The organism is Rhizobium sp. RSm-3 (assembly GCF_001854685.1).
Lineage (GTDB): Bacteria > Pseudomonadota > Alphaproteobacteria > Rhizobiales > Rhizobiaceae > Rhizobium > Rhizobium ecuadorense.
This window is the reverse complement of record NZ_MAWZ01000002.1, coordinates 126,217-144,660: the sequence shown is the minus strand read 5'-3', so window position 1 is coordinate 144,660 and position 18,444 is coordinate 126,217. Positions and strand designations below refer to the sequence as shown.

The 18,444-nt window shown below is 59.6% G+C and carries 16 protein-coding genes; 9 read left to right on the top strand and 7 right to left on the bottom strand.

The genetic code is table 11. The annotated features are described in order from the left end of the window. Positions 1–11 precede the first annotated feature (11 nt). Both BBJ66_RS03895 and BBJ66_RS03890 read right to left on the bottom strand, forming a co-directional pair. A complete protein-coding gene (locus BBJ66_RS03895) occupies positions 12–716 on the bottom strand; it encodes a helix-turn-helix transcriptional regulator (RefSeq protein ID WP_049733116.1) in 705 nt (234 codons plus the stop codon). A gap of 475 nt (positions 717–1,191) precedes the next feature. Next, on the bottom strand, positions 1,192–1,569 hold the full coding sequence (locus BBJ66_RS03890; protein WP_049733117.1) for a response regulator: 378 nt from the start codon (positions 1,567–1,569) through the stop codon (positions 1,192–1,194). A 194-nt stretch (positions 1,570–1,763) separates the two neighbouring features. Here BBJ66_RS03890 and BBJ66_RS03885 point away from each other — a divergent pair, with 194 nt between their 5' ends. From BBJ66_RS03885 to BBJ66_RS03870, 4 genes are read left to right on the top strand one after another with little or no spacing between them, the layout of a single operon-like run. Then, a complete protein-coding gene (locus tag BBJ66_RS03885) occupies positions 1,764–3,905 on the top strand; it encodes a sensor histidine kinase (protein WP_071085157.1) in 2,142 nt (713 codons plus the stop codon). After that, a complete protein-coding gene (locus tag BBJ66_RS03880; RefSeq protein ID WP_049733119.1) occupies positions 3,892–4,317 on the top strand; it encodes a response regulator in 426 nt (141 codons plus the stop codon). The genes BBJ66_RS03885 and BBJ66_RS03880 overlap by 14 nt, the downstream gene beginning before the upstream one ends. Before the next feature lie 4 nt (positions 4,318–4,321). Then, positions 4,322–5,917 carry a response regulator gene (locus tag BBJ66_RS03875; RefSeq protein WP_071085155.1) on the top strand — a complete coding sequence of 532 codons (1,596 nt, stop codon included), beginning with the start codon at positions 4,322–4,324 and terminating at the stop codon, positions 5,915–5,917. Between the two features lie 21 nt (positions 5,918–5,938). Continuing rightward, the gene (locus BBJ66_RS03870) at positions 5,939–7,558 is read left to right on the top strand and encodes a VOC family protein (protein WP_190238015.1); all 1,620 of its coding nucleotides are present in this window, start codon (positions 5,939–5,941) and stop codon (positions 7,556–7,558) included. Between the two features lie 105 nt (positions 7,559–7,663). Here BBJ66_RS03870 and BBJ66_RS03865 read toward each other — a convergent pair whose 3' ends face one another. The 3 genes from BBJ66_RS03865 to BBJ66_RS03855 all read right to left on the bottom strand — a co-directional run bounded on the left by BBJ66_RS03865 (position 7,664) and on the right by BBJ66_RS03855 (position 10,736). Continuing rightward, entirely contained in the window at positions 7,664–8,557 is an 894-nt protein-coding gene (locus BBJ66_RS03865) for a DMT family transporter (RefSeq protein ID WP_049733160.1), read from the bottom strand. A gap of 106 nt (positions 8,558–8,663) precedes the next feature. Then, entirely contained in the window at positions 8,664–10,094 is a 1,431-nt protein-coding gene (locus BBJ66_RS03860; RefSeq protein ID WP_071085716.1) for an FAD/NAD(P)-binding protein, read from the bottom strand. A 213-nt stretch (positions 10,095–10,307) separates the two neighbouring features. Next, positions 10,308–10,736 carry an OsmC family protein gene (locus BBJ66_RS03855; protein ID WP_049733121.1) on the bottom strand — a complete coding sequence of 143 codons (429 nt, stop codon included), beginning with the start codon at positions 10,734–10,736 and terminating at the stop codon, positions 10,308–10,310. Between the two features lie 145 nt (positions 10,737–10,881). On the opposite strand from BBJ66_RS03855, the gene BBJ66_RS03850 reads away from it, so the two are divergent. The 3 genes from BBJ66_RS03850 to ku (BBJ66_RS03840) are packed head-to-tail and all read left to right on the top strand — an operon-like array spanning position 10,882 to position 12,295. Next, positions 10,882–11,142: a hypothetical protein gene (locus tag BBJ66_RS03850; RefSeq protein WP_049733122.1), complete on the top strand. Its 261-nt coding sequence runs from the start codon at positions 10,882–10,884 to the stop codon at positions 11,140–11,142. A 49-nt stretch (positions 11,143–11,191) separates the two neighbouring features. Next, positions 11,192–11,425 carry a DUF2188 domain-containing protein gene (locus BBJ66_RS03845; protein ID WP_049733123.1) on the top strand — a complete coding sequence of 78 codons (234 nt, stop codon included), beginning with the start codon at positions 11,192–11,194 and terminating at the stop codon, positions 11,423–11,425. Between the two features lie 18 nt (positions 11,426–11,443). After that, positions 11,444–12,295: a non-homologous end joining protein Ku gene (gene ku / locus BBJ66_RS03840; RefSeq protein ID WP_071085153.1), complete on the top strand. Its 852-nt coding sequence runs from the start codon at positions 11,444–11,446 to the stop codon at positions 12,293–12,295. A gap of 43 nt (positions 12,296–12,338) precedes the next feature. Here the strand turns inward: ku (BBJ66_RS03840) and ku (BBJ66_RS03835) are convergent, their stop codons facing one another. Continuing rightward, positions 12,339–13,142, bottom strand: a complete 804-nt coding sequence (ku, locus tag BBJ66_RS03835; protein WP_049733125.1) for a non-homologous end joining protein Ku — start codon at positions 13,140–13,142, stop codon at positions 12,339–12,341. Positions 13,143–13,586: 444 nt separating this feature from the next. Between ku (BBJ66_RS03835) and BBJ66_RS03830 the strand changes: the two genes are divergently transcribed. After that, positions 13,587–14,921: an O-antigen ligase family protein gene (locus BBJ66_RS03830; protein WP_049733126.1), complete on the top strand. Its 1,335-nt coding sequence runs from the start codon at positions 13,587–13,589 to the stop codon at positions 14,919–14,921. A 101-nt stretch (positions 14,922–15,022) separates the two neighbouring features. Here the strand turns inward: BBJ66_RS03830 and BBJ66_RS03825 are convergent, their stop codons facing one another. After that, the gene (locus BBJ66_RS03825) at positions 15,023–16,168 is read right to left on the bottom strand and encodes a right-handed parallel beta-helix repeat-containing protein (RefSeq protein ID WP_049733127.1); all 1,146 of its coding nucleotides are present in this window, start codon (positions 16,166–16,168) and stop codon (positions 15,023–15,025) included. Positions 16,169–16,569: 401 nt separating this feature from the next. On the opposite strand from BBJ66_RS03825, the gene BBJ66_RS03820 reads away from it, so the two are divergent. Further along, positions 16,570–18,414 carry an acyltransferase family protein gene (locus BBJ66_RS03820; RefSeq protein ID WP_071085150.1) on the top strand — a complete coding sequence of 615 codons (1,845 nt, stop codon included), beginning with the start codon at positions 16,570–16,572 and terminating at the stop codon, positions 18,412–18,414. Positions 18,415–18,444: the final 30 nt, after the last annotated feature.

Below are 18,444 nucleotides of genomic sequence, written 5' to 3'. Positions count from 1 at the left end.
CGAAACCCGCTTCACGTGACCAAGCCGTTCCGCAACGCGATCGCCACCATATGAACGCGGTTCACGGCGTCGAGCTTGCGCGCGGCCGCAGTGATATGCGAATTGACCGTATGCTCGGAAAGACCGAGGATGATGGCGATCTCAGCCGACGTCTTGCCTTCGCTCGTCCATTTGACGATTTCCTGCTCGCGCTGGGTCAGCCGTCCGGACATTTCCGGTGTCAGGATTTCCTCATAAAGCTTGTCGAAAATCCGCATGGCGTCGAGAAGCATGTCGGCGATCTCGCTCTGATCCGGCTCCTGACGTTCGCCGCTGAGCACGAGGCAATAGCGCCGCCCTTCCGGGGTGAACAGCGGGATGAACAGAAAGACCCCGCTCAGAAACTCGTTGAAAACCAGATCGGAGCGAAAATCTTCCGGCCGTGCGCTCTTGCCATGAACCGGCGTTGCCAGAAACTGGGCGGACTTTGCCCGGACGGTCCCGAGCGCTTCCTTCAACGACGTGATGAAAAGGCCGACGCGCCGCTCGGCGACATTGGTGATGACGATATCGCGTTCCCCGAAAGGAGCAGAAGCCTCTGAAATGCGGGCAAGCGCGAAATTATCGAAGTTGTAGTGCTGTGCTGCCGACTTCAGCAGCCGGAAAAAATCGGTGCGGTTGATGGCCCGGCTCAGCTCCGGTCCGGCATGAAAGGGAATTGCCGGGGCGTTGTTCATTCCCACTCTTCCTCTCCTCGATGCCTCCGATCCCGAAATCTTGGGATATACGTCTTAGACGCGAAGAGCTACAAAAATTGCGAGACGGTTGATGGCGAATATCGAAACGGGGACTTTCGATAGTCAAAGGCGGAAATCATCAATTATCTCAACTACAGGTGATGCACGGGCAGACTTTACTGAGGGGCAGTAGCTCTTACCTGGGTATCGTATTCTTCCTGAATTCAACATCCATGAATGCAGGAAGGCAGTGCCAGACGTAAGCGCGAGAGAGCCGACAGACCCATTTGGCTAAGGGGTTGGCTGATGTTCGTGGCGGCGAACGCGGGTCGATCGGCTCTCTCAGCGCTTATTCTGCGTATCATTTCCTTCGCTTCGGTTGCATCTTGTGATGCCTCCTCGACCTTGTCAATTGCGGTTTGTCATATGGTTGGGACAGAGGACGGGGAACAGGCCAGCGGGCTTCCGCTACTTCCTACATCTCAAGATTGAGAATAATCCTGGCGAGGTCAAGCGGCTTCTCCAGATAGGCATCGGCGCCGGCCTCAAGCGAGCGCGCACGGTCCTCGGCAGCATCCGAGCCGCTGCAGATGGTAAGCCGCATCGCCTTGAACCGATCGTCCCGGCGCAGCCTGCTCACCAGGCTGATGCCACTGTCGAGCGGCATGTAGAGATCGGCGATCAGCAGTTCCGGCAGCGCCCAGCCTTCGGCCGCGCGCTGCTCCAGCGCCGCCAGCGCCGTCTCGGCGGTCGAAAAACAGAATAGATCGACATCTATCTGCTGCTTCCTGCGGATATAGTCGAGATAGAAGAGATCATCCCTGCTGTCGTCGACGTAAATTATGGTAGGCATTCAGCACCGTGATTTGGATATTGTTCGAATGAGCCTCGTTGTCCTTCGTCCTCACGATATCGCGATTTCGCGAAAATTCGATCCATCTTATCGAAAAATCATTTTGCAAAAAGCGCGGCGCCGCTCTCCCCTGCCTATTGAGTATTCCTCGATTTCGGAAAAAATGGCCACGCGAACCGAGGAGGACACGACGGGTGCAGGATAAGGCCAACGTGGACCTGCAGGACGAGCGGAGGCGGCAGCGCTACCGTGGCTTTGCCATTGCGGTCGGCTGCCTGATGTTCCTTCTCGGAATGAGCGCCCTTGCCGGCTGGCTGCTGCAGATCGAGGCGATCATTTCGCTGGTTCCCGGCTTTCCGTCGATGGCCTTCAACACCGCGCTCTGCTTCGTGCTGTCCGGTCTGGGGCTTGCCGCCTCGACGCTGGCTGCCCGCCGCTTTCTGCTAGCCGCAACGATCATGACAGGATTTGCGGCGGCAATCGCTGCGGCCCGGCTCGTGGAAATCGTCACCATCGGCCGGACGTTCCACAATATCGACCTGTTGATCAGCCGCTTCGTCATCCCGCCGGATTTCATCGCGCAGATCGGCGGCGGCATGGGCCCGAACACGGCGCTGGTCTTCCTGATCGCCAATCTTTCGCTGCTGCTCTCTCTCCACGTCGAGAGGAAAAGCCAGGTGGTGCAGGAACTGACGAGCTACGTCGTCATCACCCTCGGCATGATCGCGCTCGCCAGCTACGTCACCGACGCCGAGCAGGGATACCGCTGGGGATCCTATGCGGCGATGGCGCTGCATACGGCGGTCGGCATCGTGATCTTCGGCTCGGGACTTCTCGCGCGCTCCTGGTGGATGCAGCCGGCAAATCGGGCGCAGATTCCGCTCTGGATCCCGGCTGCGGTCTGCTTCACCGGCCTTCTCGTCGATCTCTACACGCCGCTCGGTGTTGCCAACGGCATTCTCTATGTGCCGCTGGTGCTGACGGCGCTCTGGTTCGGCAATCGGAATGCGCCGCTTTTCTTCGCCTTTGCCTGCACCGTGCTGTTGATGCTCGGCTTCTTCGCCGTCAGGCACGACGAGGCGGCATTCTGGCAGGAGATCGCCAACCGCACGATTACGGCTGCGACGCTCTGGCTGATCGCCAGCCTCGTCTTTTATTTCATGCGCAACAACCACAACCTCGAAACCGAGCGCGTCCGCTTCGGCGCGCTGGTGCGCGGCACGCCCGATGCCGTCATCGTCATCGACGAGAGTGGAGCGATCAAGAGCTTCAACCCGGCGGCCGAAAGCATGTTCGGTTATTCCCCGCAGGAAACGATCGGCCGGAATATCAAGATGCTGATGCCTGAACCCTACCATTCCGAGCACGACGGCTATCTCGCCCATTACCGGAAGACCGGCGAGGAGCGCATCATCGGCACGACGCGCATGGTCTCCGGACGACGCAAGAACGGCATCGTCTTTCCGATCGACGTTTCCATCAGCGCCGTCTCCACCGGCGATGCGAAGATCTTCGTCGGCATCGTGCGGGATATCAGCGAGCGCGCCCGGCAGGAAGAGCGGATGAAAACGACGCTTGCCCAGCTCGAGGCCTATACGGCCGAACTCGAGCGCAGCAACCACGACCTTGACGAATTCGCCTATATCGCCTCGCATGATCTCAAGGAACCGCTGCGCGGCCTGCACAACCACTCGCGTTTTCTCCTCGAAGACTATGAAGACAAGCTCGACGACGACGGCGTGCGCCGGCTGAATCGGCTGGTGCGCCTCAGCCAGCGCATGGAAAAACTCGTCAACGACCTGCTTTATTTCTCCCGGCTCGGGCGGCAGCAGCTGGCGGTCAAGCGCAGCGATATCGGCCTGATCGTCAAGGATGTCGTCGCGACGATGGAACTGCTGCTGGAGGAGCGACATGCCAAGGTCATCATCGACGGCCAGTTGCCGGATGTGGTCTGCGACGCGCCGCGGCTGACCGAAGTGTTCCGCAATCTCATCACCAATGCGATCAAATACAACGACAAACCGGCGCCGCTGGTGTCGATCGGCTATCTTGAGCGGTATGTCGGCCAGAACGGCACGGTTGCCCGCAACGTGTTTTTCGTCCGGGATAACGGCAAGGGCATACCCCAGGAATTCCATGAGGATATTTTCCGCATTTTCAAACGGCTGGAAAAGTCGCAGGATTCCGACGACGGCACCGGAGCAGGCCTCACCTTCGTCCGCAAGATCATCGCGCGGCACAATGGCGATATCTGGCTGGAATCCGAGGTCGGCACCGGCACCACATTCTACTTCACTCTGGGAAAAAAGCGCGAGGGGCAGAATGCAGCAGCGTGACACGCAACCGATCCTGATCGTCGAGGACAGCGAAGACGATTTCGAAGCAACGATGCGCGCCTTCAAACGCACCAATCTGCGCAACTCGATCCGCTGGGCGGCCTCGGGCCAGGAAGCGCTCGACATGCTGACCGCCATGGTGCCGAAACCGGGGCTGATCCTGCTCGATCTCAACATGCCGGGCCTTGACGGCCGCAAGACACTGGAGGCGATCAAGTCGAACGCCAGCTGGCGCAAGATCCCGGTGGTGATCCTCACCACCTCCGACGACGAGCGCGATATCGAAGGCTGCTATGCGCTCGGCGCCAATACCTATGTGCAGAAGCCGGTCGATCTCGACGGGCTGTTCGCGGCGATCCAGCGGCTGAAGGAATACTGGTTCGAAATCGCCATCCTGCCGCTCGAGGACTGACAGATTGGCGGAAGACTGCAGCATTCTCATCATCGACGACAATATCGACGATCGCGAGGTCTATCGCCGCATATTGAGCCGCGTCTCCAGCACCGTCTATAACGTCCTGGAGGCGGAGACGGGTGAAGAGGGTCTTGCGCTGAATGGCCGTAAACGGCCGAACTGCATCCTGCTCGACTATTCGCTGCCGGGCCGCAATGGCCTCGGCGTCCTTGCCGATATCCTGGAGAGCGATCCCGCCGCCAATGTCATCATGCTGACCGGCCAGGGCAGTGAAACCGTCGCCGTCGAGGTGATGAAGAGCGGCGCGCGCGACTATCTGACGAAGGATTCGCTGTCGCCCGAAACACTGCATCGCTGCATCCAGAACGCCATCATGCACGGCATGCTGGAAGCGCAGCTGGAGCAGAAGCGGCAATCGCTCGAGATCTTCACGCGCGCCATGGCCCATGATCTGAAGGAGCCGCTCAGGACGATCAAATCCTTCAGCCGCATCCTGCACGGTTCCGCAGCGCTTCCGGCCGACGACCGGGAACTGCTCGATTACGTGCTCAGCGCCGCCGACCATATGGAAGACCTGATCGTCAAGGTCTCCGGCTTCACCAGGCTCGAGGCCTCCGGCGGACCGGAGCTCATGCCGGTCTCGCTCTCTGCCGTGCTCGATCAGGTGGAGGACAATCTGCGCCAGCAGACCGAAAGCCGCGGCGCCGTCATCATCCGCGGAGCGCTGCCGGAGGTCATGGGCGATGCGACGCTGTTGACCCAGCTCTTGCAGAACCTCGTGTCCAATGCCATCCGCTATTGCGAGCAGAAGGTTCCAGAGGTCACGATCTCGGGCGAAGCCCATGGCGATTTCTGCCGTCTCACCGTGCGCGACAACGGGCCCGGCATCGATCCCCAGCATCGCGAACTGATCTTCCAGCCGTTCAAGCGCCTCGTCGGCCGCGGCATCGAGGGCACCGGGCTCGGCCTGGCCATCTGCCGCCGTATCGCGCAGCTGCATGGCGGCTCGATCTGGTGCGAGGCGGAAAATGGGCCGGGCGCCACCTTCATTCTCGACGTGCCGCTCGCCGGGACGAGGCCCGAGGCCCCCGTTGCAGCGGCCGTCCCGCACAGCGGCAAAGCGGCGGAGCAGCCGGGCGAAGGTGCGGGCAGGCTTGCCGAAGTGCTATTGGTGGAGGATAGCCCGGCCGACATCCAGCTTCTGAAGATCAAGCTGATGCGGCGGGAGAAGGTGGATTTCAATCTGCATGTCGCCACCAACGGGCGCGAGGCGATGCGGCTGCTGGAAGAACGCGCTGAAATCGCCGATGTGCCGCAGATCGACCTGATGCTGCTCGACATCAACATGCCGATCATGGACGGCTTCGAGGTGCTGCGTGCGCTTTCCGCCGATATCCGCCTCAACCAGATTCCCGTCTGCATTCTCAGCACGTCAAGCGATGAGACCGACAGGCAGCGGGCCAGAAATCTGGGTGCGCGCGCCTATATGGTCAAGCCGCCGACCCTGCAGCAACTCGAAGAGGCGCTCGAATATGTCGACCATCTGGAATTGCTGCAGCGCGGCGATTCGCTTGCGCTTTGTGCGGAACAAAACTAAGCGATGGTCATTGGCAACGGTATGACCTTCGCAGCTTTCATACTCGCGCTCCTGACGACACCGCTTCAATCAGGACAGCTCTCGATGGTATCAGGCATACATCACGTGACGGCCATCACCCGCAAGGTGCAGGCGAACGTGGACTTTTACGCCGGATTTCTCGGCATGCGGCTGGTCAAGCAGACGGCCGGCTACGAGGATGTGACGCAACTTCATCTCCTCTACGGCGATGCGGTGGGAACGCCCGGTTCCCTCCTCACCTTCCTCGTCTGGGAAGACGGCGCGCCCGGCCGGGCCGGTTACGGCCAGATCAGCGAAGTCTCGCTGTCGATCGACCCCGCCAGCATCGGCTACTGGCTGACGCGCGCCATGAGCTTCGGCCTGCGCTCGGAAGGACCGGCCGACGAATTCGGCGAGCCGGTGCTGAGGCTGAAGGACCCCGATAACATCATCCTCAAGCTCGCCGGCGCAAAGCAGCCTACATCGCCAGCGGTCTGGGACGGCGCCTCGATCCCGGCCGAACACGCCATTCAGCGCGTGCGCGGCACAACCATGCTGACGGAGAAGCCGGCTGAGAGCCGCAGCTTCATCGAGAGCCATTTCGGTTACCGCTTCCTGGCCAATCGCGGCACGATCGACAGGCTGGTGTCGCAGTCCGGCGACGTCATCGACGTGCGCGATGCCCGCGGCTTCTGGTCCGGCGCGCCGGGCACCGGCACGATCGATCACGTTGCCTTCCGCGCCGCCGACGAGGAGACGCTGCACTCCGTCCGCAAGGCCCTGGAAGCCACCGACGCATCGCCGACCAACCTGCATGACCGCAAATATTTCCGCTCGCTTTATGCCCGCGAGCCCGGCGGCACGCTGATCGAGCTGGCCACCGACAAGCCGGGCATGCTCGTTGACGAAGAGCAGGCGGCCCTTGGGACCAAGCTGTTCGCGCCGCCCGAAGCGATCACCAATCTCCACGACCTGAAGGTCGTACTGCCGCAGTTTGCAATGCCCGGCCAGCCGCGCATCAATTACCGCGAGCTGCCATTCGTTCATCGCTTCTATACGCCGCCGGATCCCGACGGCAGCGTCTTCGTGCTGCTGCACGGCTCCGGCGGCAACGAGACGACGCTGATGCCGCTTCTCAACAAGGCGGCACCGCGGGCGACGCTGCTCGGCGTGCGCGGCCGGGCGACGGAGGAAGGTTTTCCGCGCTGGTACAAGCGCATTACCCCCTTCTCCTTCGACCAGAACGACATCAAGACCGAGGCGGAGGCCTTCGCGGCTTTTATCGAGGGCGCGGTCAAATCCTATGGGCTCGATCCACAGAAGGTCGTTTATGTCGGCTATTCCAACGGCGCCAATCTGCTGAACTCGCTGCTCTATCTGCACCCGAACCTGGTTCACAAGGCGGTGCTGCTGCGCTCCATGCCTGTTCTCAGCGACTTTCCGCATGCCGATCTCAAGGGCACCGACCTGCTCGTCATCAGCGGCAAGACGGATGCCTACGGCAAATATGCGAGCGAGCTGGAAGAGCGGCTGAAGAGTTCGGGCGCCACGGTCGATTCCGACGTCATTCCCGGCGGCCACGATCTCGGCGATGCCGATGTGCCGATCATCCAGAAATGGCTGCTGCAGGAAAACCGCTAAAGCATGTCGCGTAAAAGTGTGCCGCGGTTTTGCGGCACGACATGCGTAAAAACAAAAGCGAAAGCGCGTCGCATGAATCAAGCTTAACGCGACGCGCTTTAACGATCAGCCTCGGCGGGCGACCATGATGCCGGCAAGCACGACGGCGCCGCCGAGCGCCTGCATGGTTCCGATCGCCTCGTTCAGCAGCGCCCAGGCAAGGATTGCCGCGACGACCGGCTGCAGCAGCAGTGTCAGCGAGGAGAAAGCCGGCGGCAGATAGGCCAGCGCATAGGTGATCGCCACCTGCCCGCCGGCATGGCTGATAAAGGCGAGACCGAAGAGGATCGACCAGCCATAGAGGCTTGCCGGCAGCATATGGCCCTCATGAATGAGAGCGATCGGGAAGATGAAGACGGCGGCCGACGCCGTGCTCCACAGCATGATGCGGATCGTATCGAACCGGCTGCGCAACCTGCCGATCGCCAAGATATAGCAGGCATAGAAGAAGGCGGCGATCATCGCGATACCGTCACCGGCGAGATCGCCATTGCCGATGGCTGCCGGTCCGCCCTTCAGAATGACGACGCCCGCCAGCGCCAGGACAAGTCCGAGCATGAAGACGCCGCTCGTCCTCGCGCGGAAAAAGACGAAGGCGATCATCGTCACGAAGACGGGCGCGAGGTTGGCAAGCAGCGTCGCATTGGCAACCGAGGTCATGGTCAGCGAAAGGTGCCAGGCGGCGAGATCGAGCGACAGCATGAGGCCGGGAAGGATCAGCATGCCATAGTCGGAAAGGCTCTGCGGCTGCGGGCCTGCATTCTTCTTCATCAACGAGACGATGAAGATCGGGATCAGCGCCAGCGCCACGCGCCAGAAAGCCGTCGCCATCGGCCCGACCTCGGACAGCCGGACGAAGATCGGCGAGCCGCCGATCGCAGCCCCACCGAGAATGAGGGCTGCAAGGGCGAGGCGGTTGGAAGGCGAGGCTTCGGAGAGGGTGGAGGCAGCCTGCGACATGATCTCGATATTTCTGGTCGCCCAAAGGCGATGGAATGTTGGCTGCCGTGTGCGTATCAGAAGTCGATCACAAACGACAGCCGACAAGCGACATGGGAGCGCAAAATCAGGCCGGACGCATCTTTGTCGCCAGCAGCTTTTCAGCAATCTCGGTGGCAACGAAGAAGGCATGCTCGGTCACCTGCGGCAGCCCCATCAGCTCGCCGAAAGTGCCGCGCGCCAGCGGGCCGGAGATCAGCAGCGACGGGTCCGCTTCTCCCGACGGGCCGATCGCTTGCGAATGCCCGGTGCAGGCAAGGCCGAGGCCGGTGGGATCGAGCGACAGGTGCCCGTTTGCGGCAAGGGCTGCGAGCCAGGGCTGGGTATCGAGAATGCCGCCATGGGCCGGGCCGGTGGTGACGATGACGGCGTCATAACTCTGCTCCAAGGGCTGGCGCTGATGACGCGGCTGCAGGGTGCACAGGATAAGCTCGCCTTCGATACGCGCATCGGCGACCGAGCCGGCAAGGATTTCGAGGCGGCCGGCGGCAACCGCCGCGTCGAGCACGGCCTCGACCTGCGGGGCGATGCGGAAACGATGCACGTCCCAATAGGGTCTGAGATGGCGCACGAGGCGGCGGCGTTCGGCAACCGGCAGCGCCTGCCAGAGTTCATATCCCTGCGCCCGCACCTGATCGATCACGCCGTGCCAGCTTATGCCCTCCGCCTTTGCCGCCTCTATGGCGGTGCGGATCCCTGCCAGCAGCGAGCCGGCGGAATGGGCCGCATCGGCGAGGAAATCGCCGAAGAGCGGCTGCGGCACCGGCGCATGCCCGCGCGAGCGCAGCCCGCGGCGCGAGATCGCCGTCACCGGACCGTCGTGGCCGCGCTGGGCAAGCGAGGCGATGACATCGGCGGCCGTCAGGCCGTTGCCGATGACCAGCACCCGGTCATGCGGGCGGATGACGTCGAGCGCGCCTGGTTTGGTGGTATCGGCGACAAAACGCGGATGGCCCGCAAGCCGGCCGGCCAGCCGGCCGGGGGCTGCCGGCGGCGGATGGCTGGTGGCGATCGCGACGATATCGGCTTCCGTCACGCCACCCTTATCGTCGCGGATCGACCAGCGGCCGGAACGGCGCTCGACGCCGGTCACCGCGGCGCGGCAATGACGCACGCGACCGTCTTCCAGCAATGGTTTCAGCAGGGAGGCGACATATTCGCCGAAGAGCCGGCGTCTGGGGAAGAGCAGGCCTTCCGGCCGTTTTGCCTCCGGGTCGTCGGCAACGGCGTCGCGGGCTTCGATCCAGGCCTGGAATTCGCCCAGATCGTCCGGCTGCAGGCTCATCTTGGCGGCCGGGACATTGATGCGGTGCGCCGGATCATCCGTGTCATAGGCCAGGCCGCGGCCGAGATCGGCGCGTGGCTCGAAGACCAGGATGACGGGAGCTTCGCCGCAATTCGCCCGGGCGAGATGATAGGCGACGCCGGCGCCGGAGACGCCGCCGCCGATGATGGCGACGACAGGCCGTTCGGATTTCGGGAAAGGTTTGGACTGCATGGTGGCCGGGATATTGCTTGCGATGCCCGAGCATAGAAGCCGGGCATGGGCCGCGCAATCCTCCGCCGGCAATTGTCTATAAATATTATATAGATTCAACCTAGAACAGGATGATTTTAGGCCCGGTCGGCCTAAAATCTGAATCCTGTTCTACATTAAAGAGTTAGAGCATGATGTCATAAGAAAACCGCTCACACTTTTCGGCATCATGCTCTATGCCGATATCGTCGTCGAAAAATCGGGATTGCCACGGATCGTATTGCTCACCGTGCAGATCTCATCCTCGGCCGCATGGACGATCTTCTGCCGGGTTGCCTCATCGATATCGCCCTTGATCGAGAAGGCGATGTTGAATCTGGCAACACGCGAAAGGCCCTCGGTCGCCTTCTCACCGGTGACCTCGGCGGTGATCTCGCTGATCCTGTCGAGAACGCCCATCTGGCTGGCGGCCATGCGGGCGCTGAGCACGAGGCAGGCAGACAGCGAGGCATAGAGCAGGTCGAGCGGATTGAAGCCCGGCTGCGACGGCGCGGTGACGATATCGATCTCGCCCCTGGTGGCGGAGGTGACATGCGGAAAACCGGTGCGGCCAAGAACGGCGGTGGCGCCGGTCGGGCGGGGGCGAGCCTTGAGATCGACCATGATGAAATCCTCTCGTGAACATTCTGCAGATGACAATGTCTGCCCGGCGCCGCACCGGGCAATGGCTGCCTGTCGGTTTCGGAACCTTTCCATCCGTCAGCAGTTCATTACACCTGAACGAAATCAGTGACAAAGGTGGATTGCGATGGCGCATGTCCGCAGAATGGATCGCCAGGGCGGGCGCATGGACGCCCGCGATCGGCTGATCGTCGCGCTCTATGCCCAGCTCAAGGCCGAGCGGGAAACACGCGAGACGCTGGAATGGGCGATCCGCAACGGCGCCGTCTCGCAGGAGGTGCTGGAGGCGATTGCCACCGATCCGGTTCCCGTCGTCACCAGCGAGGATATCGCTTCGGTGGAAAAAATCATCGCCCTCGACGAGGGGCGCAAAACCAATCGAAATTAGAGTATGATGCCGTCATGCTCCCTATCCAATTGAGAAGAGGAGATCCGAAATGGCCGATATCACCTATCAGGTCGTGCCGCATGACAGTGGCTGGGCTTACAAGCTCGGCGATACGCTCTCGGAAACCTATGCCACTGCCGAGGAAGCGATCGTCCATGCCAGGGACGCCGCGTCGCGCCAGAAGATCGGCGATGGCGATGCGCTGCTCGCCTATCCCGCGCCCGACGGCCGCGGCTGGGCATTCCAGGAACTCGAAACCGACAAGAGCAACAGTCGGCTCTGATTTGCGACGGAGGATGGAATGGCCGCGCGGGCAAGCTGGAAAGGTCATCTGAAAGTCGGCGACCTTGCCTGCGCCGTCGGGCTTTACACCGCGGTTTCCTCCTCCGACCGCGTCTCCTTCAACATCATCAACCGCAGAACCGGCCACCGGGTGGAACGGCAATTCATCGACAGCGAGACCGGCAAACCGGTCGAGCGGGACGATCAGGTCAAGGGCTACCAGATGGAGAACGGCGATTACATCCTCATCGAGGGCGACGAAATCGCAGCCCTCATGCCGGAAAGCGACAAGGTGCTGAATATCAAGGCTTTCATCGCCTATGACGGTATCGACAAGCTCTATTTCGACCGTCCTTACTACCTCGCGCCCGTAGACGAGCATGACGAAGAGGCGCTGGCGCTGATTGCCAGGGGCATGCGCGACGGCAAGGTCGCAGCACTCGCCGAAGCCGTGCTTTTCCGGCGCAACCGGACGCTGCTGATCCGCCCGCATGACGACCATATCATCGCGACGATGCTGAACTTCGACTACGAAGTGCGCTCGGCCGACAGCGTCTTCAACGACATTCCCGATATCAAGTTCGACAAGGAGATGCTGGAACTCGCAGGCCATATCCTCAAGACCAAGCAAGGCAGCTTCGAGCCGAGCGAATATGAGGATCGTTACGAGGCTGCCCTCGTCGAACTGGTGAAGGCAAAAATCGAGGGCCGGGCACCGCCAAGGAAGAAACAGCCTCGGGAACGTAAGGTCGTCGACCTGATGGAGGCGCTGCGGCAGAGCGCTGGGATAAGCGGCAACGATACTGCAAAGAAGGTGCGGGCGAAGAAGGTACCGGCGCGCGGCGACAACCGCAGCAAGAAGGCGAGCTGAACTGGTTCTCGAACCTGTCGGGTGAAATGCCCCCACGTTTTCGCTAACGCGGCTTGCGCCCGTCTTCCGCGGCCAGGCTCTTCTTCAGCGCATCCATGATGTTGATGACGTTGCCGGTCGATTTCACCGGTGCGGGCTTTTTCGCGGGCGCGGCCTTCTTCAGGCTCTTCTGCTTGCCGCGGATCATCGACTTCAGGCGCTTCTGGATCGGATCCTGCACCATGGCCGGGCTCCAATCCTTGGTCTCTTCCTTCACCAGCTGTTTCATCAGCGCCAAAAGCTTGCTGTCGATCTCGGCCTTACTGTCGAGTTCGGCCGTCGGTTCACGCACCTCGTCGCCATAGCGCAAGGTCCAGAGAATGATGCCCTTGCCCTGCGGTTCCAGGAGCACGGCACGCTCGCGCCGATAGAGCACGAGGCGGGCGATGCCGACGACGTCGTTTGCCTTCATCGCTTCGCGGATGACACAGAAGGCTTCCACCCCGACCTTGTCCTCGGGCGCCAGAAAATGCGGCTTGTCGTACCAGATCCAGTCGATCGAGCCGCGCGGCACGAAACTGTCGATATCGATGGTGCGGGTGCTTTCGAGCCCGACCTCCTCGATCTCTTCGTCTTCGAGCAGGATATAGTCGTCCTCGCCGCGCGGATACCCTTTCACCTGGTCCCTGTCGGGGACCGGTTTATGGGTGACACTGTCGACGTATCGGCTTTCGACGCGGTTCCTGGTCTGGCGATTGAGAACGTGGAACCGCACCTTGTTGCTTTCGGTCGTCGCCGGCGTCAGCGAGACGGCGGCGGTGACCAGCGAGAGCTTGAGATAGCCTTTCCAGAATGTCTGACGTGCCATGTCTGTCTCCCCGGACACGGTTGGACATGCCATCAACGGCGGGTTCGGTGTTTGGTTCCGAAAATTGGGTTCGCCGTAAAATCGCCTGGGTAGTGCCAATAGTCCAGAGTCGATCGGACGGTTAACGGCGCGACATGATGACATGATTATATCGACTGGATTCGCGGAATGAGTTCGCTTAAAGTCGCGCCGCATGGCGAAGTGAGACGTGCCGCCTCAAGAAGCTTGGGGCCACTGGTCAAATTGCCCTGGCCAAATCGCCCACCGAAACGGGCGGTTCGGGAAACTAGGACGTTATCGAAACCGCCAAAAATGAATTCGTTCTTCGCGAGCGGAAGCCGAGGATGCGCAGATCAGTTCCCGCCTCCGTTCAATCGAATACCGGCATCGCCTTGATCGCGGCGAACAGCCGGGGTTCTGCAGATTGATTTATATGAGCCTTTGATGACGATAGAAAATGCAGCTTTGGCAAGACACCACTATCCGGCGGGCTACCACCGGCAGTCTGTGCCTCGGTGGCGCGTCCGGCGCGATGTGCTGGCAAAGCTGGTCCTTACGATAGCATTTTACGCGTCTCTATGGCGGGCGACAGGCATGTGGTACGGCTTGCCTGCAAATTTCGACGACGGCGCCGCGGTCGACCCGCTGCCGATGAAAATATTGCTCTACGGCCTTATCCCTTTGTCAGGATTATATTTTCTGTTGGAACAGAAACAGTTCCTACGGGTCTTTTCAAGGTTTTCGCCGTTCATCGTGGTTGTCGGCATTTCCTGCCTGACATCGATCGTCTTCTCCATCGACAAGACCGCATCCTTAAAGGGATTGGCTGCGGTCATCGTTCTCGCCGTCCCGCCTCTTCTGTACCGCGCGCGCTACGGCAATGTCGAAGCCTTCCGAGTCCTTGGGCGTTTTGCGATTGCCGCCGCATTCATCAACGTTCTCTACACGGCAGCTTTCCCACAATTCGCCATCATGCGCGGCAGCTATGCGGGCATGGTCAAAGGCGCATTTTATCATAAGAACACGTTGGGGCAGTTTTCCTCGATCAGTTTTGTCTGCCTGCTCTCGACGGAGAAACTCGGCCGGCTTCGTTACAGTACCCTGGTACGCTGGGCTGCAATGCTTTGTCTCCTCGCCTTGATTGTGGCAACGAAGTCCTCGACGGCTGTCGTCTTGACGATGTTCGGCAGCATGATGCTGTATGGCATTCGCGTTATTCACATTTACCCGAACCGTCTTTTTCGTTCCTTCGTCGTTTTCCTGTTGTTCGTGATCGTCGGGTTCGGCGCCAGCTTCGTTTACCTCGGCGTGGCTTCAGCGGTTGCAGAAGCATTCGGCAAAGATATTACTTTCTCCGGTCGCACCAATATCTGGGAACAGCTATTGCCATTGATCTGGGATAGGCCCCTAACAGGTTATGGGTTTGCGATGTTTCGTCAGCCCGATGTCATGGAAGAGTACGTCAAGGTTACCTTCGATGCACGATCGACCCATAACACCTATCTTGAGCTAGCGCTCAATATCGGCATTCCAGGCGTTACTGCATGGACGTTGTTTGCGCTCACCCGCGTGTTCCGGAAGATGACAATCGTCGACCCCGATCCGGCAGAATCCGGCGCCAGGCGAAAGGAGATTGTTATCATCATCCTCATCATGCTTGGAGCCATGACCGAGGCAGGCATGATGCTGGCACCTTTCATTTGCTGGCCACATATGGTCATCGCACTCTCGGAACTGCGTCCCAGGTTGCGAACAAACCGGAATCAACGCCAGCCTTGAGGGAAGGTGTGTTCGACGTCTGGCGGTAGAGCGCCTCATTCCGTCGTTCTTGTCGCATCGGTCAAGATCGTCGGCCGCCGGATGGGCATGCGAGCAGCCGTTCAAATCGAGAGATAGCGCTTCTGCCAAGGCAGCATGTTTTCCTGCCACGCACGCGGCGTGAAATCGTCATAAGCAGTCTCAGCGATCGCCAACATCCAATTCTGCTCCTTGCGGGCCAGCAAGACGCATGACAATTCCATGCCGGCTTCGACCGTAATGGAAGGCCGGTTGGCGCCCGGTATATCGATCCCCTTGTTACGCCACTGAATGCGGATTTCGTCAGGCTCGGATGTCCATTCGCCTGAGGAAACGGAAGCCTTTCCGTCGGGCTTGACGCGAAGCGGCGGCGGCGTGACGTTCAGAAAGCTGCCGTCATTGAAATAGTTGCCGTCAACTTCCCCTGCAGTCGCCTCGCCGTTTCCCTTGAGCAGAATACCCTGCTTGCACCGCAGGAATATGTTGCGCCGAAAGCTTCCGGACCATGGCCGATTGGCGAAAAAAGCGATCTCACATTCGCTGATGACGTTGTCGTGGATATTCATATCTTTGCGAAATGCCAGATTTTGATCCGAATAACCGCTCAAACTCACGCCGCGATTGCTGTTCTCGATCCTGTTGTCATAAACATGGTGGCCGGCATGGCTGACTTGATCACCAACTCCGTAGCCGAAGGAATAATCGTTCATCCTGCCGTCGCGCATGATGTTGCTGCGCACCACCGCATCGTCGCCGATCGATGAAAATGAAAAATTCTTCCCGCCGATGAAATTATATTCAACCAGGTAGTTTCGGGTCCTGCCGCAAACCAGCGCCCCCTTGTTCGAGGCGCTGCTCGGCCTCTGGAGAAAAAGGTTGCCTCGGACCACCACATTGGAACTTATATAGCTATCTTTGTTTTCGTAGGCGAATTGGCAGCAATCCGCTCCCTGGCCGGGCGCTGCGCCGACGCGGTTGTTCTCCAGCAAAACATTCGACGTCATCGTCAGGTAAATGCCGTCGCCGTTCACATTTTCTGTTTCGCAGCGCCTGACGACAAGATTCTTGCCGTTGTGAAATTTGAAGCCGCGGGGAGAATTCTTGACCACCACGTCTTCGACCACCGTATCGGAAAACACCTGATAGGCGACGCCGATATCCTCAGCACCGTCGATGACTTGCCCCCGTGTGGATGCTCCATGAATTTTCTTTCGCAAGATGGCGGGCATCAGATCTTCCTTCGATACGCTTGCCGCCCACAATAGTCAGCGGTGGTGTGGCGGATGTTTGAATATCTGAAAATTATCTTAACCTGAACGGCTGCTGAGAAATCTATGCAAATAGACCAACAGAGACCGTCAGCCCCGATTGTCACGTTCGGCCAGCCGGTACCGGGCTCGTCACACGTTCGCCCGATTTTTCCTGCATGGCGTTCTGGCAACGCCGCCGCTGCGTTTCAGCAGCCAATTTTAATCGCCCGTCAGGCCGCCCCTGCGCTCGCTCGCTGGGTGATTACATCTGTGCCGAAAGCGCTTTTAAGGCGAGTAGTTTTCATTTTACCCTGACTGCGGTTGCATCTTGAGCGGTCTCACGGTACGAAATTCCGGGAGGCCAAACACCGAGGCCGAAAATGATTACGCATCGTCAAGATATCGACGGCCTGCGAGCCGTAGCCGTCATTTTTGTGATTCTTTATCACTGCGGATTTGATCGCATTCTCCCCGGCGGATTTATCGGGGTGGACATTTTCTTCGTGATATCGGGGTATCTGATTACGAAAATCATTCTCGCTGAAGCGAGCGAAGGTCGATTTTCGATCGGCAACTTCTATAGCCGTCGAGCCAAACGAATTCTTCCCGCTGTCGTGGTCATGTATGCTGTTGTGATGGCGGTTTCGTATTTTACGATGCTGCCTGACGAAAGCCTGCGGGTCTTTAAATCAGTTACCTCTTCCGCGCTGTTTGCTTCAAATGCCTACTTCTATCTGACGACGGGATATTTCGACGATTCCGCGGAATTCAATCCGGTCCTGCACACATGGTCGCTGTCGGTCGAAGAGCAGTTCTACGTCATTTTTCCGCTGATCGTCATGGCAGCGAGCCGGTATGGGCGCAGAGCAACCGGGATCGCCATCGCAGGACTTTTCGCAATCAGCATCATTGCTTCCATCATCATTGTTCCAATCGATCGCTCTGCAGCTTTCTATCTTGTGCAATATCGTGCCTGGGAACTGCTGGTAGGCTCTCTCATCGCAGCACCGGCATTGACGAAATTCGCCGATATGCGGATCAACAGCGCGCTTTCGGCAATCGGCGCCTTGGCGATCGGCCTCAGCGCCCTTTTGTTGTCAAAAACCTCCGAGTTTCCCGGCTTGATGGCCTTGCCCGCAACATTAGGCACGGCGCTGATCATCTGGGCGGGGCCAGGCACGCTTGTCAGCAGGCTTCTGTCATTGAGGGTCGCCACCTCTATAGGCTTGATCTCGTATTCCCTCTATCTGTGGCACTGGCCGATCTGGGTGTTTTCGAACCAATACGGGGCGTGGGAGCATGGCTGGCAATTCGTGCCGGTCGCTTTGAGTTTTGTCGCCGCATATCTATCGTGGCGATTTATCGAAACGCCCTTCCGAACGATGCGATACCGGCCTCTGGTGTCCGTCGCCGCCGGGGCTGCCTCGATTGCTTCAGTAGCAATGCTGGCATTCGTCGGGCAACTCGCCGCCGAACAAATGAAGGACGACAACAAGCTCGTCGAGCACGTGGCGGAATTTGCCGATTACGACCCCTCGAAAGCCTTCCGCAGCGGCAAATGCTTCCTCACCTCAAACGATGGTATCGAAAAATACGATCGCGATGCCTGCCTGGCTCTCTCAAATACTCAGCAGAACATAGCGCTCATCGGTGATAGTCACGCCGCCCACCTATATCCCGGCTTGAAGGGGCTGCCCGGGATCAACGTCATTCAAGCGAACGCATCAGGATGCCGTCCTACTCTTGAGGCCGAGGGCGAAGAGCGCTGCCTGGAACTCATGAACTACGTATTCAACGAGTTTTTGCCGAGCCATAAGGTCGATGTTCTCGTATTGGCGGGACGCTGGACGGCAGATGACGCCAAACTCATCAGAAAGACAGTGGACTACCTATCACCCTTTGCCAAAAAGATCGTCGTCTTCGGACCGGTGGCAGAGTATAAATCTTCCTTGCCGCGGCTGCTCGCTCACAGTCTCTACGACAGGCAGCCATTTAAGGCCGCTGATCATTTGGCGCCTCGCCAGCACATCGGTGTGGACATTCGGGACGCATTGGCCGGAAGCGGAGCAACATACATCTCCACCTATAAGACCATGTGCAACCCGGATTGTGTCGTGTGGACACAAAGCGGGGACCCGGTGCAATTCGACTACGGGCATTTCACTGCTGACGGCTCCCGCCTGCTGATTTCAAAAGTGAAACAGGACCTCACCGTTCAACGGTGAGGTCCCGGCCGATATTGCGCGTTTTGAAAC

Excerpts from the sequence above, each read along its gene's own strand:
- BBJ66_RS03895 (WP_049733116.1), bottom strand. The coding sequence starts at position 716 with ATGAACAACGCCCCGGCAATTCCCTTTCATGCCGGACCGGAGCTGAGC.
- BBJ66_RS03890 (WP_049733117.1), bottom strand. The coding sequence starts at position 1,569 with ATGCCTACCATAATTTACGTCGACGACAGCAGGGATGATCTCTTCTAT.
- BBJ66_RS03880 (WP_049733119.1), top strand. The coding sequence starts at position 3,892 with ATGCAGCAGCGTGACACGCAACCGATCCTGATCGTCGAGGACAGCGAA.
- BBJ66_RS03870 (WP_190238015.1), top strand. The coding sequence starts at position 5,939 with ATGACCTTCGCAGCTTTCATACTCGCGCTCCTGACGACACCGCTTCAA.
- BBJ66_RS03865 (WP_049733160.1), bottom strand. The coding sequence starts at position 8,557 with ATGTCGCAGGCTGCCTCCACCCTCTCCGAAGCCTCGCCTTCCAACCGC.
- BBJ66_RS03860 (WP_071085716.1), bottom strand. The coding sequence starts at position 10,094 with ATGCAGTCCAAACCTTTCCCGAAATCCGAACGGCCTGTCGTCGCCATC.
- BBJ66_RS03855 (WP_049733121.1), bottom strand. The coding sequence starts at position 10,736 with ATGGTCGATCTCAAGGCTCGCCCCCGCCCGACCGGCGCCACCGCCGTT.
- BBJ66_RS03850 (WP_049733122.1), top strand. The coding sequence starts at position 10,882 with ATGGCGCATGTCCGCAGAATGGATCGCCAGGGCGGGCGCATGGACGCC.
- BBJ66_RS03845 (WP_049733123.1), top strand. The coding sequence starts at position 11,192 with ATGGCCGATATCACCTATCAGGTCGTGCCGCATGACAGTGGCTGGGCT.
- ku (WP_071085153.1), top strand. The coding sequence starts at position 11,444 with ATGGCCGCGCGGGCAAGCTGGAAAGGTCATCTGAAAGTCGGCGACCTT.
- ku (WP_049733125.1), bottom strand. The coding sequence starts at position 13,142 with ATGGCACGTCAGACATTCTGGAAAGGCTATCTCAAGCTCTCGCTGGTC.
- BBJ66_RS03830 (WP_049733126.1), top strand. The coding sequence starts at position 13,587 with ATGACGATAGAAAATGCAGCTTTGGCAAGACACCACTATCCGGCGGGC.
- BBJ66_RS03825 (WP_049733127.1), bottom strand. The coding sequence starts at position 16,168 with ATGCCCGCCATCTTGCGAAAGAAAATTCATGGAGCATCCACACGGGGG.
- BBJ66_RS03820 (WP_071085150.1), top strand. The coding sequence starts at position 16,570 with ATGATTACGCATCGTCAAGATATCGACGGCCTGCGAGCCGTAGCCGTC.